We start from the raw sequence: 13,817 nt of genomic DNA on the forward strand, positions 1-13,817 counted from the left end.
CTCACTTCCTTTTTCTTATCGAACAGACGGGTAGCTTTTTGCGTACTTGTAAATCTGCCGTGCACAGTCAAGGCTCATTTTGCTGGAATCGTTGTGTTTGAGCCATGCATTCACATTGCCCGGATTCAGCTTCAAGTCTGTGTAAAGGCGATAATTCGTCAGTTTCTTTTTTTGCTGAAGCTCCAATACCCGGCGATGGATCAGCTCTTTTGTGTCATTGTCTGCAAGGGCGGCATCCCGCACCGAACAATAGCTGCGCCAAACCTTCAAATAGCCTTCCGGCAATTCTGGTGATTGCTTTTCCAGAAGCAGCAGCATTTGCACCAGCGAATAGCGATTGGAATGCTGCTCATATTCTGCAGCAACAGCGCTGGTTGCAGTATAGCGGAGCAACAAATCTACTTTATTAAAGGCCAGCGCATAGAGAAACAGCGGTTCTTTCAGGCGGGGATTTTCAGCCATACGATCTGCCAGCTTATGGACGCTTGCCGTTTGAACCCCGGAAAGCTCTGCCACATACTGCTTCAAAAAGCCTTCGAATGTCAGCTTTCGCATGGTCTCCACCTCTCTACATACTCCTGATAGCGGATATAGAAATCCCGATACCGCCAGTCGTTCAAGATGCTGGCTCTCAACTCATCTTCATCCGTTGCAAGGTGTTCCAGCAAATCCCAATCCAACGAATTCCGCACAGCCTCACTCTCTACGTCTGCTTTGTCAGTGTCCCGAAAAGAGCAGAGCTTTGCAATCACCAAGTCCTCCAGACTGGGTGTGTAGAACTGTACCTTTGTACCACCAAAGGGTAGCGGCTGAAGCCGGTCTTGGAAGTTATACGGGAAATTGTCGATGTAAGCTTCCACATCGGTGTTGATGTCGTACTTGCCGAGCAAGCTATACAGTTCTTTCGGAACACTCAAGGCATCAATGTCATGAGTAGCGCGGGTCAGTTTGCCCAGCAAAATAAACGCACTGCCGCCTACGATCACCATCTGATAGCGGTCGTTATTGTCGATCATCAGATCTGCGTCTTCGTCCAGACGTTCCAGACGCTTGCGGAGGTCATCTAAGATCATCTTTCCCATAAAACAGCCTTTCGTATTTTCAATAATAGTATTTTCTAAAGTCATTTTACAGAAAAGGAATCCGATTGTCAAGCACAAATCAACGACATTTCATACAATTCATACTATCATGTTGTCAGTCTACATCTCACACTGGCTAATGACCGTGCTGATTGCCGTATCATAATCTTCCGGTGGATACTTATATTTTTTCAGCAAGCGCTTCACCATCTTACGCATACTTGCGCGGGCAGTTTCTTTTTTCTGCAGGTCTATTACGCTTGCATTACTGAATTTCTGCGTTTCCAGCCATCTCCATTGCAGCGTTCGATTGACACAGGTTGAGTTATCGGAAGATACAGCAAACACAACGGGCAGCTCTGGTAACAGAGCTGCCCGTTGTGTTCGTTTATGAAAAGGAGAACTTAGATCTCATACCACTTGATCTCGTTGGCATCCAGATGCAGAGCAAAGCTGCTGCCGCCGGTGGTGTAAACGGTGGTATCCTGCGGCTCGTAGGTGTTGTTCACCACACAGTACTTGCCGTTCTTGACGTAGGCGTGAACTTCTACATTATAATTGGAGCTGAACCATGTATGCAGTTCCTCCTCGCTGTGGGCACTCCACAGGATAGCGCGATAAAGGGTGCGGCTGTTGGCAAAACTGTAAGGCACACCGCTGATGTACACGGCACGACCCTTTCCGAAGTCGTGTGCCGCCATCTGCACTTCTTTGTTTCGCTGCACCAGCACTTCGGTGCCCTCAAGGGCGTAGATGTTCTTTTTGCCCTCGCCAAAGTCGATAGGCCGGTCGGCGTCCTGCAAGATAAAGTGGTCCGGGTGTTCTTCCCAGTTGTATTTGTCGTAGTTCAGGGTGAAGCCGTTTTCCTCCTCCACGCCCAGCACGCTGGCAAGCTGGAGAATGTGGCCCTGATACGGGTGACCGGAAGGCTCACCCACGCCGATAAAGCCGCCGCCGTTCCAGACGAACTTGCGGATAGCGGAGGAGATCTCCGGGTCTTCCCACCAGATTCCGCCGGTATGAGCGGTGTCGGCATCGCCCACGTTGATGACCACGTCCAGTTCATCCAGCAGAGCGGGGTCGTTCTTGATGTCCTCAAAGCTGATGAACTTCACCTCAAAGGGTGCGCCGGACAGCATCTCAATGACACCGGCATAGCTATAGTTCTGCTTGTAATAGAGGGCGTGATGCACCATGTGGCAGCCCCAGGCCCGCATTTTACCCCAACAGTTCAGCACGGCCACTCGCTTGACACAGTAGGGTGTGGTGCCCTTGATGTTCTCGTACAGTTCGCGGAACTCGTTGCAGACGCTCTCCACGTAGTCCACGAACTCCGGGAACTGCAAGGCCAGTTTCAGATAGCCGCCATAGCCGATGCGGTCGATGGGCTTGCGCAGGATAGCGCGGCGGGCTGTAACCCAGTTCTCCTTGGCTTCCCGCACCGGGTCGCCGCCCTCGTGGAAGGTGTCGGGGAAGAAGTAGGGCAGGAAACGGCCCTCGGTGTACTTCACGCCCTCGATATCCGAGATGAGGCGCAGGGTGGAGCCGTTGCCCACGCTGCCCACCACGGCATCCAGCCCGATGGTCTTGAACTCCGGCATAAAGGGTTCGGTGCCGATCCAGTGGTCGCCGAGGAACATCATGGCTTCGCACCCGCACGCGTGGGTGATGTCCACCATCTCCTTGGCAAGCTTTGCCACCTCGCGGCGCTGGAAGGCCTGAAAATCCCGGAATTCCTTGCTGGGCACCCGGTACTGGTTGTTATAGTAGCCCTGATCGATGATGTACTCCGGGCGGAACTTGTAGCCCACCTCCTGCTCAAACTGGTTGAGGATATAAGGGCTGACCGAAGCAGAGTATCCATACCAGTCCACGAACTTCTCCCGCTTCAGCTCGTCGAAGATCAGAGTGAACTGGTGGAAGAAGGTGGTGTAGCGGATGACGTTAACATAGGGGTGCTCTGCAATGAACTTGCGCAGGCGCTCCATGGAATACTTGTGGGTCTTGGGCTGACGCACGTCAAAGGTGATCTGGTGCTCAAAATTCGTCCAGCCGTTGGTGGTAGCGTTGTACATATGCACCGGGTCCCAGATGAGGTAAGCCAGAAAACTGACGGTATACTCATGGAACGGTACGGCCTGTACGGTCACACTGCCGTCGGCGTAGCTCCACTGCTCCGGCGGCACGGGCTGACCGGTGGTTCGATCCATGACCTCCCACCAGCGGGTGATGTCGTCGTTGGTGTTCACCTGCATCAGCTCCGGGCTGATGCCCTTCATCAGCGGGATGGTCACGGTGTCGCCGGGGGCGGTGTAAAAGCCGGTCATGATGTAGCACTGCTGTACCTCGTCCGGGTTTGCCTTTGCCCATGCGTTGTCCTTGCGGGTGGTATAGTAGGTGGAGTAGATCTTGGCGTCCGCATCCTTGAGCTGCTGCGGGAAGTCGGTGCCGTCGCAGTCGCGGATGGCATCAGCGCCCCACTTTTTTAAGATCTCCAGCGTTTCGGGCACAACGTCCAGGTCTGTGGGAATGGTCACGCGCCCGGTCTTTCTCAATTCGTCCATGGGAAACTCTCCTTTACCTCTCTTTGAATCGTAGGGGGTCAATCGTAGGCGGCGTTATACAGCGCCAGCACAGCCAGCAGCAGCGCTACGCCCACCAGCATGATGCCAAGCCCTGCCAGCTGCCCGGTCATTTTCCAGCCGGACACCACCAGCACCAGTGCCAGCACGAACAGCACCAGCATCAGGATCATGCGCAGGGCGGGATGGTTTTTCCAATATGCTTTCATCGTCTGTCACCTTAACCTTTCAGGCCGCCCACGGTCATGCCCTGCGTCAGCTGCCGCTGCACGCAGATGTACAAAATCAGGGTGGGCAGCATCACCAGCACAAGGCCTGCGTACATGGTACCGTACTGGGCGGCGCTCTGCTGCGCCTGCATCAGGTTCAAAAGACCGACCGGCAGGGTGCGGGGTGCCTTGGTGGAGCTCATCAGGGTCATGGAGATGATATACTCGTTCCAGAAGGACAGGAAGTTGAACAGGATAATGGTGATGATGGAGGGCTTTGCCATGGGGAAGATGATGCGGGTCATGGTGGAAAAGTAGCTTGCACCGTCGATGTAGGCGGCCTCCTCAAAATCGTGGGGCAGGGTGGCAAAGTAGCCCGACAGCAGGTAGATGGTAAAGGGCAGCGCGGTGGCGGCGTATACCACCGCCAGCACCACCAGATTGTTCAGCAGAAAGCCGCTGCCGAAATGGCCTTTCAGCCACACATCGCTGTCCCGCAGCATCAAAAAGATGGGCACCACGATGTAGTTCACGTTGATGAACAGGCCCGCCATGAACAGGGTGTTCAGTACCCTGCGCCCCTTGAAGTGGAAGCGGGACAGGCAGTAGGCGGCGGGCAGGGCAACGACCAGCAGCAGTGCCAGCGCCAGCGCGGTGACGATGACCGAGTTGAGCATATATTCGCCCATTTGGGCACCATTCCATGCGTTGACAAAGTTCTGCCAATAAAACCCGGCGGGCAGTGCCCAGGGGTTGCCGTAGAACTCGGCGTTCTGCTTGATGGAGGCCATGAACACCCATGCCACCGGCACGATGATGGTAACGGCCAGCAGAACCAGCACAAAATAGATGAAAAACTTGTACAGACCTTCCGCAGAGCGGGAAGATTTTTCGGTGGTATTCTGCATCTTCTTCCCTCCTTAAAATTCCAGCGTATCGCGGTTGGTGACCTTGTTGACACAGGCGGACAGGGCAAACGAGAACAGGAAGATTACCACGCCGATAGCCATACTGTAACCATACAGGCCAGCGTCTTTCTGGCTGTACATATAGCTCAGTGCCACATCCGATGCGCCGTTGGGCCCGCCGCTGGTCATGGCCTTGACGAAGAGGAAGGCCATGTTGATGGTGGAGATGATAAAGAAGGTGAGGGTGGTGCGGATATTCGTCCAGATGAGGGGGATGGTGATCTGGAAGAACTGGGTCAGCCGCCCGGCACCGTCCAGATTGGCGCTCTCGTACAGGCTGATGGGCACGGCAGACATGGAGGCCATGTACATGACCATATAGTAGCCGATGGCCTGCCACACCATGGCAATGATGATGGAGGGGATGACCAGTTTTTCGCCCTTCCACAGGATGGGGTCGCTCATGTTGCGGAACAGGCCGATGATGCTGTTCAGCATGCCGTTTTCCGGCTTATAGATGGCAGAGAAGATGCCGGAGATGACGACCACCGACAGGATGTTGGGGATGTAGAAGATGATGCGGAAAAAGTTCTGGCCTTTGATCTTCTCCCGGGTGAGGATGGCGGCAAATACCAGTGCAAAGGCGAAGGTGATCAGGGTGACCGTTACCACCAGCAGGATCATATTCTGCATGGAGCGGATGAACTGGGCGTCCCGCAGCAGATGCTGGAAGTTTTTAAGCCCCACAAAGGTCTCGTTGGGAGAATAGGCACCCCGCTCATACAAACTCATGCGGAACACGTTGAGGGTGGGCAGGATCATAAAGAGGAAAAACAGGATGGTAGCCGGTGCCACACAGAGGAATACGAACCGTTTGCGGCTTTTATCCGTTCTCATAGGGGATTGACCGCTCCTTTCTTGATGGTACTGTACAGCCCAAAAAAGCGGAGGCGGTAAAAACCGCCCCCGCTGGGCAGGGCTCAATTACTCGATGATGTTGGCGCGCATCTGGTCGCTGGCGGACTTGATGCCGTCGATCCACTGCTGCTCGGTCATGCTGCCGGACACCAGAGAGTTGACAGGGTCGAAGAACACGGTGCGCACTTCCACGCCGGGGATGGCACTGAAGGCTGCAAAGTTGCCCATGGCGGCCTTTGCGCCGTTGTCGTAGATGGAGTAGAACATCTTGTTGTCGCCTTCCAGACTGTCGGCGATGCCCAGCACAGGCTGGATCGCGCCGCTCTCGGCAAACAGCTTGCAGGCTTCGTCGCTGTACAGGTAAGCCACGAACTGCTTGGCGGCATCCTGATGCTCGGCACCGGCGGGGATCCATGCCTGCTCGAACCAGGTGTAGCTGTAACCATCGCCGCCGGCCTTGACAGCGGGCAGGGCGGTCATGCCCCACTCAAAGCCGTCTGCACGGGGAGCCTCGGCCATCTCGCCCACGATCCAGGTGCCGTTGGGCATGAACAGGGCCTTGTTGTCCAGCACCAGCTGCTGGTTCTGGGTAAAGTCCTGATCGTTGGCCTGTGCGGGGGTGATGGGGTTGGTGTAGGAAGCCAGCTTTGCCACGATATCAAAGCAGGTCTTTGCCTCGGGGGTGTCCCAGATGCCCTCGGTGTAGTGGGTGGCCTTGTTGAAGAACTCCGGGCCGCCGGCAGCGTACATCAGCGCATAGAAGAAGGCGTCGAAGTAGCCGGTGGTGGGATAGGTGAACAGGTAGGTGCCCTCAGCGGCAGCCTTGTCGCCCAGTTCCCACATCTCGTCCCAGGTCTTGGGCACGTCCCAGCCCTTTTCCTTCAGGAAACCGGCGTTGTAGAACAGGCCGCAGGGGCTGTAGAACATGGGAGCCAGATAGGTTTTGCCGTCGCCGTAGGGGTTGGTCAGGGAGGTGTCGGTAAAGCCGCCGGCGATCTTCTCGCTCACCTTCTTGCTCTCGCCGGGCACGGTCATGCTCAGCACATCGGTGATGTCGGCGATCAGGTTGCCCTTGATGAACTGCTCGGTCAGGGCAGCTTCACGGCCGGTGGCCAGATGGACCACGTCGGGGTAGTCGCCGCCCTGCATGGAGGGGCCGATGACGTCCTCCAGCTTTTTGTCGGTGGTCAGGTCCACCTTGATGCCGGTCTGGGCGGTAAAGGCCTCGGCGACCTTTTTCCACATCTCAGCGCCGTAGCCGGTCTCGATGGCAGCAACCTTGATGGTGACGTCCGCAGCCACTGCGGAAGAAGCAGCGGCAGAAGATGCCGTGCTGGACGCGGTGGAGCTGGCAGCACCACCACAGGCAGCCAGGCTCAGTGCAGCGGCACCCACGCCAGCCGCTTTCAGAAAATTGCGACGAGAAATGCGTTTCATAGTGTATCCTCCATCATAAAGTTCCGTTCAAAACACAGCCGGGGCAAACAGGCTTCGTCCGAGAGGGCTGTGGTTTTTTCTGGTTCCAATATAGAGGTTTTTACGGTTCACAACAAGGTCTTTGTTGTTTCGTTTTTTAGAAATATTGCTTTTCGGAAATTTCTTTCAGCAAAAGCAATAAAATTTGTACTGTGGTTTTGGTACATTCTCCCCGCTTGTAACTCCCCGCTTGTAACCAGTTTGACATATTTTTGCACGCCATCAAAGGCAAAAGTATTGATCCTATCCAAAAATCAGGGCTTGCATTTTTTCTTCATTGCCTCTATAATAAGAAAAAACGTACGAAGTAACGCATCGTTTTTAGGCTCGTATTTTTAGTATCTTGCTTTTATTTTTATGTTTTTTGTTCTTCGCCTCAAAAGGAGCCATTTATGAGTACCGAGCGATTTGATATCCGCCATGCTCCCGCTCCACGGGAATCCTTCCGGCTGCTGTATATCAGCAAAAGCAAATTTGGCGGCGATTGGAACAGCACTGCCCACACCCATTCCTGCACCGAGCTGTTCTACTGTCTGAGCGGAGAAGGTCAGTTTTATTTAAGCGGTCAGCTTTATCCGGTCAAACCGGATGATATGATTATCGTCAATCCGCAGGTAGAGCATACCGAGTTGAGCCTGAATGCTTCACCGCTGGAATACATTGTATTGGGCGTTGCTGGCATCGAGATCTTATTTGGAAAATCAGATTCTTCCTACGCCATATTCAACTGCCGGGAAAATCGGGAGCGGATGGTGACGCTGCTCCATATGCTGCTGGCCGAAGCAGACCGCAGTCTGGACGGCTGCGAAACGGTCTGTCAGGATCTGCTGGAAGTGTTGCTCATCTGGCTGGTGCGGTGTACCACGCTTTCTTTGCAGGTAGAGGAAACGCCCCGCTCCGACAACCGGGAGTGTGTGGAGATCAAGCGGTATCTGGACAGCAACTACCGGGAAGATATCTCGCTGGATATCCTTGCTGAAATCGCCCACATCAACAAATACTATCTGGCCCATACCTTCCAAAAAGAGTATGGCATCTCTCCAATCACCTATCTGAACCGCCGCCGCATTGAGGAAAGCAAGTATATGCTGGGCAACACCGGTTACAGTCTGGCGCAGATCAGCGAGTTGATGGGCTTTTCCTCTCCCAGCTATTTTTCCCAATGCTTCCGCAAGGCGGAAGGCTTGACCCCCAATGAATACCGCCGTCAGGTGCGGCAGGGACAACGCCCTGCCCCGTCAAAACGGCATGAAGTATAACGAAAACGAGGAATTTATGATGAAATCCGTTACCCTTTCTCTGCTCCAGTCTGCTGCAAATGCCTTTGATTTTGGCGGGCCCGTGGTCTGCGATGCTCACCACTATGGTGAGGGGCATATCAACGACACCTTTGTGGTCTGGCGGGAAGATCATTCCAAACGCTTTATTTTGCAGCGCATCAACACAGATACCTTTACTAACCCGGTGGGCCTGATGGAGAATGTCTGCGGCGTGACCCGGCATCTGCGGGCGAAAATTCTTGCCGAGGGCGGCGACCCAGCACGGGAAACGCTGAATGTCATCCCAACTTTGTCGGGGTCGACTTACTATCTGGATGCAGACGGCGGCGCATGGCGTGCCTATGACTTTGTAGAAGATACCATCTGTTTGCAGCAGGTCGGCAGCGAAACCGACTTCCGCACCGTGGCCGAGACACTGGGCAAATTCCAGAACCAGCTGGCGGATTACCCGGCCTCCACCCTCCACGAAACCATTGCCCGTTTCCACGACACGCCCAACCGCTATGCTAATTTTGAAAAAGCCCTCGCCGCTGATGCACTGGGCCGGGCAAAAAATATCACGTCGGAAATCGAATTTATCCATGCGAGGGAGCAGGACTGCCATGTCCTGCTGGATCAGCTGACAGCTGGCGAAATTCCTCTGCGCGTCACCCACAATGACACCAAGATCAACAATGTCCTCATCGATGCCGCTACCGGAAAAGGCATCTGTGTCATTGACCTCGACACCGTGATGCCGGGACTTTCGGCCTACGATTTCGGCGATTCCATCCGCACCGGTGCCAACGACTGCGCTGAGGACGAACCTGACCAGAGCAAAGTCCATTTTGACCTGCATCTGTACGAAGTGTTCGCCAAAGGGTATCTCTCCACTGCCGGGGCATCCATGAGCATGGCAGAAAAAAAGAGCCTTGCATGGGGTGCAAGGCTCATGACGCTGGAATGCGGCATCCGTTTTCTGACTGACTATCTGGAAGGCGACCATTATTTCCATATTGCTCGCCCGGATCACAACCTCGACCGCGCCCGCACCCAGTTCACACTGGTGCGGCAGATGGAAGAGGTTTTCGATCAGATGCTGGAAATCGTCTGCCCGGACAATCACTGATTTCGCAATCTCCTCCATTCGGATACAGCAAGAAGCATGGGCGCTCTCCTTTTCGGGGGCGTCCATGCTTCTTTTTACAGCTTATCCCTACACACCCATCAAATCGTCCTTTGAGGACGCTGGGAGCGTCGAGGACATGATGCGCTGCAGCAAATTATGAAAGCCCTTTTCAGCCCTGACCAATCACAATCCCCCAATGGCTATCATTGTAGCTGTAAATAGAAAAAACAGCTCAAGCAGCCTCCTATAAGTCCTACTATCACCGCTTTGCCGCAATAATTTTTTTCAAATTATCTTGACGCACCGTTCAATGCGTGATATTCTCTGTCACAAATCCCGCTGCTTTTGTGGATTGGCTTGAAGCCATCCACAAGATGTGGTCGTGTTCATTTTGAACACAGCCTCGCCGTGGATCATCCCTAAAAGATCAACCACCCCGCAACACACCGATTCATTTTGCCGCTGTTTCACCCGACAAAATCCATCGCTGCGCTGCGTGGGCGGTATTTTTCTTTTTCACAAATAAAATCTTATGTAGTTGTTCAATCTTCCAAAATTTGTTTTTAGTCGTCGACCGCACAACTTCAAAATGTTATTCTTGTGTTTGAAAGAAGCAGGTTGTAGTGTCCGCACTGTGCCCGGCTTTCTTCATACTGTACCTTGAGCCCTTCATAAGCCGTCTGAACGTGATACTGTGCCATGACCTCACACTTTCTGTGGGCGAGCCGGACAACGCCGCTGCACAAACAGGGGCAGGAACTTCGTTCGGAGCAAACGGTGATCAACATACACGAGCAGCGGAACTCTCTACTTATTTTTGCGTCTTAACAATTCGGAAACATTTGTTAAAAATACGTTTTGAGCGCAGCGGTAGAGGGCAAGAACCGTCCCGTGGCCACAAATTTTCAATTCTTGAAAATTTTCTGTCCATCCGGGACTTCACTTCTCAAACTCTTGCGAGTTTTCCAAGTGATCTTGTTGGGGTAGCGCTTGTCGGGGCAACGCCCCTCCATCTGCTGTTACAGACCGCGCAGCAATGAAAGCCCCACTGGGGCTTTCATTGCTGCGCTGCGCTTCGCAAACGCGGTCCAACCCCAAACCCTGCTCATGGTTCGCACCTGACGGTGCGAACAGCAACGGCGTGTCGTGCTTTACATAACTTCATCGAGGAGTTATCGAACAGACAGGAGGTACAATGACCAAAACGAATGTTCAACCGATTCCTAGCAATTCCCAGCACCACGACACGCCGAACAACAAAACGCACGTCATCAAGTTCCGTGTAACGGAAAATGAAAAACTGGAACTCGAATGTACTGCAAAACTCCTGAATCTCTCCCTCTCCACCTTCATCCGCCGTGCCATCCACAACGTCAAGATCGAGAAAACGGTCATCGTTGCCGGTGGTGGCGAAGAAACCCTGACCGCTGTTTCCACTTTGCTTGCCCAGTGCAGCAAGGTGGGCACCAACCTCAACCAGCTTGCAAGGCACTTCAATTCCGGCGGTGCAGACACCGAGCAGATCCGGGCGAAACTCCTTGACGAACTTGCAGACCTGACCGCATTCCGGCTCAGCGCCGAGAAAGTTCTGGGTGAACTGTATGGCAACGCTCAAGCCTATCGCCTCAGTCGCAAGGGCAGCTGCATTGTTCAACCATAAACCGCATATTTGCGACATACAATTCGATGTTGTTGCCAACGATTTGAATAATCGAATTGTAATAAAAACTCGGACTACACCGCCATCGAAGCGTACCTCGTTTACCAGCACGACGCGTTCACCGGAAAGCAACTTCTGGATGAGCACGGCAAGCCGAAGCTGCGGGATTCGTACCTGCTCGACACCCTTGAGTGCGGCGATTTCTCGTTCGCAACGGCCTGTCTGCTGGCAAACCGCAAGTATGGCAAGAACACCCAACGCGATGATATTAAGAGCCATCAGTATATCATCAGCTTCGACCCCAGAGATGCAGCCGACAACGGCTTGACCATGGAAAAAGCACAGGCACTTGGCCTGAAATTCTGCGAAGAAAACTTCTCCGGTCACCCCGCCATCGTCTGCACTCACCCGGATGGGCATAACCATTCGGGAAACATCCACGTCCACATTGTGATCGGCAGTATCCGCACACGAGAGGTGGAACGTAAGCCCTATATGCAAAAGCCCCGTGACTGGCGTGAGGGTATGAAGCACTCCAGCACAGCCCAGACCATGCGGCACTTGCGTGTTGAGGTCATGGAACTGTGCGAGGGTGCCGGACTGTACCAGATCGACCTGCTCAACGGCTCGAAAGAGCGCGTGAGCGAAGCTGAGTATTGGGCGCGTAGGCGTGGTCAGTTGAAACTTGACCGTGAGAACGCAGCCCTCACCGCAGCTGGACAGCCGCCCCAGCAGAAGAAGTTTGAAACCGTGAAGGACACTTTGCGGAAGCAGATTTCTTCGGTGCTGTATCGCGCTGTGAGTTTTGAGGATTTTTCCGATAGGCTCATGCAGCAGTACGGCATTGCCGTCAAGGAAAGCCGTGGGCAGCTCAGCTATCTGCCTGCTGGCAGAACCAAGTTTATCCGAGCGAAACATCTCGGTGACAAGTTCGACAAGGCAGAAGTACTAGCCACCCTGACCGCAAACGCAGCGCGCAAACCCAAGGTACAGTCTAAAACGACCAACCTTGCAAAGCTGATTGATATTCAGGCAAAGCTGACCGAGGGCAAGGGCATTGGCTACGAACGTTGGGCAAAGAAGTTCAACCTCAAAGCCATGTCGCAAACTCTGATCCTCTTGCAGGAGAAAGATTTGCTCAACGAGGATGATTTGAACCAGCGCATCGCTGAACTGGAAACCAAGTATCACGACTCGCTGGCGGTGGTGAAAGACCTCGAAGGTCGCATGAAAGCCAACAATGAGCTGCGCTATCATGTCGCAGCCTATGCCAGCACCAAGACAATCGCACAGCAGTTAAAGACCGCCAAGCGACCCGCAGCATTTGAGGAGCAGCACCGTGCAGAGCTGACAGCGTACCGGGCGGCAGCAGCCTATTTCAAGGCAAACAACCTCACCAAGCTGCCCAGCCCGAAAAAGCTGGAAGCCGAGTATGCGCAGCTGGCATCCGAAAAGGCAAAGTTCTACGAACAGTACAAGGAAGCCAAGGAAGAACTGTTCAAGCTGAAAACAGCAAAGCAGAATGTTGCGTCCTTTTTCCGGGAGGAAGAACCGGCGCAACAGGAGAGATAAAGGAGTGTGCGTATGATCAATCTTAAAATCGACCCGGAGTTTCAGTCCCAGATTCCCCCTCTGACCGATGATGAATTTAAGCAGCTTGAAGAAAATATCCTCAAAGAGGGCAAGCTGATCTCTCCTTTGATTGTCTGGAATAACACCCTCGTTGACGGCCACAATCGTTATGAAATCGTTCAGGAACATCCCGAAATCTCCTTCTCCACGATGCCACTCCCGTTTGAAAGCAGAGAAGAAGTCCTCGCATGGATCTGCAAAAATCAGCTGGGGCGGCGCAACCTCACACCGGAGCAGAAGAAGTTCCTTATGGGTAAGCAGTATTCCTCTGAAAAGCGCACCGAAGCATTTCGCGGCAATCAGCATACTGCAAAGAAATCTGGCAGTGTTCAATCTGAACACAACCAGAAGCCCATGAAAACCTGTGAGCGCATTGCACAGGAAAATCACAGCAGCGCAAGTTCAGTCCGCCGGGCAGAATACTATGCCCACGGCGTTGACGTTGCGGATGAACTGTCTCCCGGTTTCCGTAATCGGTTCTTCCGCGAGGAACTGCACATTCCCGATTATCTTCTCGAAAATCTCGGCAAGGCCAAGCCCGAAGAACAGGCTGAAATTTTTGAGGAAATCAAGAATTATGTGCCGAAGCCGAAGAAGGTCAAGCCTAACAAGGTAACGGTGAAGCAGGCAGAGAAAGCCGCCAGCAACACCATTGATGAAAACTATGATGTTCCCCAAAAGTTTCTCGAACTGTACTACCGGCTCCACAATGCTGAATCTCTCATGCGAAAGAGTTGGGAGGTTACGTTCGACTTGAACCCGAAACTTCTTACGCATCCGGAACAGGTCAAAGTTCTTCGCTTTGCCTTGAAACCTCATCTTGAATTTTTGAAAACGCTGGACGAAGTTCTTGCAGAATCCAGCGGTGAATCCTCTAAAACGGCATAACGACAGGCACTTGTAAGCCATCAACGAGCCACCAGCCGCAAGTGCAGGGCGGAAACTATCCGCGCCCTTGCGCC

Annotated in this window: 12 protein-coding genes and 1 pseudogene; 5 read left to right on the forward strand and 8 right to left on the reverse strand. The window is 53.4% G+C overall.

What is annotated here, in order from left to right:
* Positions 1-15: 15 nt before the first annotated feature.
* The 8 genes and pseudogenes from C4N22_RS02740 to C4N22_RS02775 all read right to left on the reverse strand — a co-directional run bounded on the left by C4N22_RS02740 (position 16) and on the right by C4N22_RS02775 (position 7,136).
* Positions 16-555: a transcriptional regulator gene (locus tag C4N22_RS02740; protein WP_112147905.1), complete on the reverse strand. Its 540-nt coding sequence runs from the start codon at positions 553-555 to the stop codon at positions 16-18.
* On the reverse strand, positions 543-1,082 hold the full coding sequence (locus C4N22_RS02745) for a DUF6036 family nucleotidyltransferase (protein ID WP_117476688.1): 540 nt from the start codon (positions 1,080-1,082) through the stop codon (positions 543-545). Before C4N22_RS02745 ends, C4N22_RS02740 begins: the two co-directional genes overlap by 13 nt.
* Before the next feature lie 120 nt (positions 1,083-1,202).
* Positions 1,203-1,337 (reverse strand): annotated as a pseudogene (locus C4N22_RS13205) (type I restriction enzyme endonuclease domain-containing protein); the annotation flags it as partial.
* A gap of 149 nt (positions 1,338-1,486) precedes the next feature.
* Positions 1,487-3,646 (reverse strand): 1,3-beta-galactosyl-N-acetylhexosamine phosphorylase, encoded by a 2,160-nt coding sequence (gene gnpA / locus C4N22_RS02755; RefSeq protein ID WP_112147906.1) that lies wholly within the window; start codon positions 3,644-3,646, stop codon positions 1,487-1,489.
* 38 nt (positions 3,647-3,684) lie between these two features.
* The gene (locus tag C4N22_RS02760) at positions 3,685-3,873 is read right to left on the reverse strand and encodes a DUF6903 family protein (RefSeq protein WP_005926920.1); all 189 of its coding nucleotides are present in this window, start codon (positions 3,871-3,873) and stop codon (positions 3,685-3,687) included.
* An 11-nt stretch (positions 3,874-3,884) separates the two neighbouring features.
* Complete coding sequence (locus C4N22_RS02765) at positions 3,885-4,781, reverse strand: carbohydrate ABC transporter permease (RefSeq protein ID WP_112147907.1); 897 nt, start codon at positions 4,779-4,781, stop codon at positions 3,885-3,887.
* A 12-nt stretch (positions 4,782-4,793) separates the two neighbouring features.
* On the reverse strand, positions 4,794-5,678 hold the full coding sequence (locus tag C4N22_RS02770) for a carbohydrate ABC transporter permease (RefSeq protein ID WP_005926926.1): 885 nt from the start codon (positions 5,676-5,678) through the stop codon (positions 4,794-4,796).
* An 87-nt stretch (positions 5,679-5,765) separates the two neighbouring features.
* Entirely contained in the window at positions 5,766-7,136 is a 1,371-nt protein-coding gene (locus C4N22_RS02775) for a carbohydrate ABC transporter substrate-binding protein (RefSeq protein WP_112147908.1), read from the reverse strand.
* A gap of 431 nt (positions 7,137-7,567) precedes the next feature.
* On the opposite strand from C4N22_RS02775, the gene C4N22_RS02780 reads away from it, so the two are divergent.
* From C4N22_RS02780 to C4N22_RS02810, 5 genes are all read left to right on the forward strand, one after another.
* Positions 7,568-8,434 (forward strand): helix-turn-helix domain-containing protein, encoded by an 867-nt coding sequence (locus C4N22_RS02780; protein ID WP_112147909.1) that lies wholly within the window; start codon positions 7,568-7,570, stop codon positions 8,432-8,434.
* Between the two features lie 19 nt (positions 8,435-8,453).
* Positions 8,454-9,563, forward strand: a complete 1,110-nt coding sequence (locus C4N22_RS02785; protein ID WP_181567159.1) for a phosphotransferase enzyme family protein — start codon at positions 8,454-8,456, stop codon at positions 9,561-9,563.
* A 1,195-nt stretch (positions 9,564-10,758) separates the two neighbouring features.
* Positions 10,759-11,223: a plasmid mobilization protein gene (locus C4N22_RS02800; protein WP_112147911.1), complete on the forward strand. Its 465-nt coding sequence runs from the start codon at positions 10,759-10,761 to the stop codon at positions 11,221-11,223.
* Between the two features lie 84 nt (positions 11,224-11,307).
* On the forward strand, positions 11,308-12,795 hold the full coding sequence (locus C4N22_RS02805; protein ID WP_112147912.1) for a relaxase/mobilization nuclease domain-containing protein: 1,488 nt from the start codon (positions 11,308-11,310) through the stop codon (positions 12,793-12,795).
* A 12-nt stretch (positions 12,796-12,807) separates the two neighbouring features.
* Positions 12,808-13,743 carry a hypothetical protein gene (locus C4N22_RS02810; protein WP_112147913.1) on the forward strand — a complete coding sequence of 312 codons (936 nt, stop codon included), beginning with the start codon at positions 12,808-12,810 and terminating at the stop codon, positions 13,741-13,743.
* Positions 13,744-13,817: the final 74 nt, after the last annotated feature.

The sequence above is a fragment of the Faecalibacterium prausnitzii genome, from assembly GCF_003287495.1.
GTDB classification, from domain to species: Bacteria; Bacillota; Clostridia; order Oscillospirales; family Ruminococcaceae; genus Faecalibacterium; species Faecalibacterium prausnitzii_I.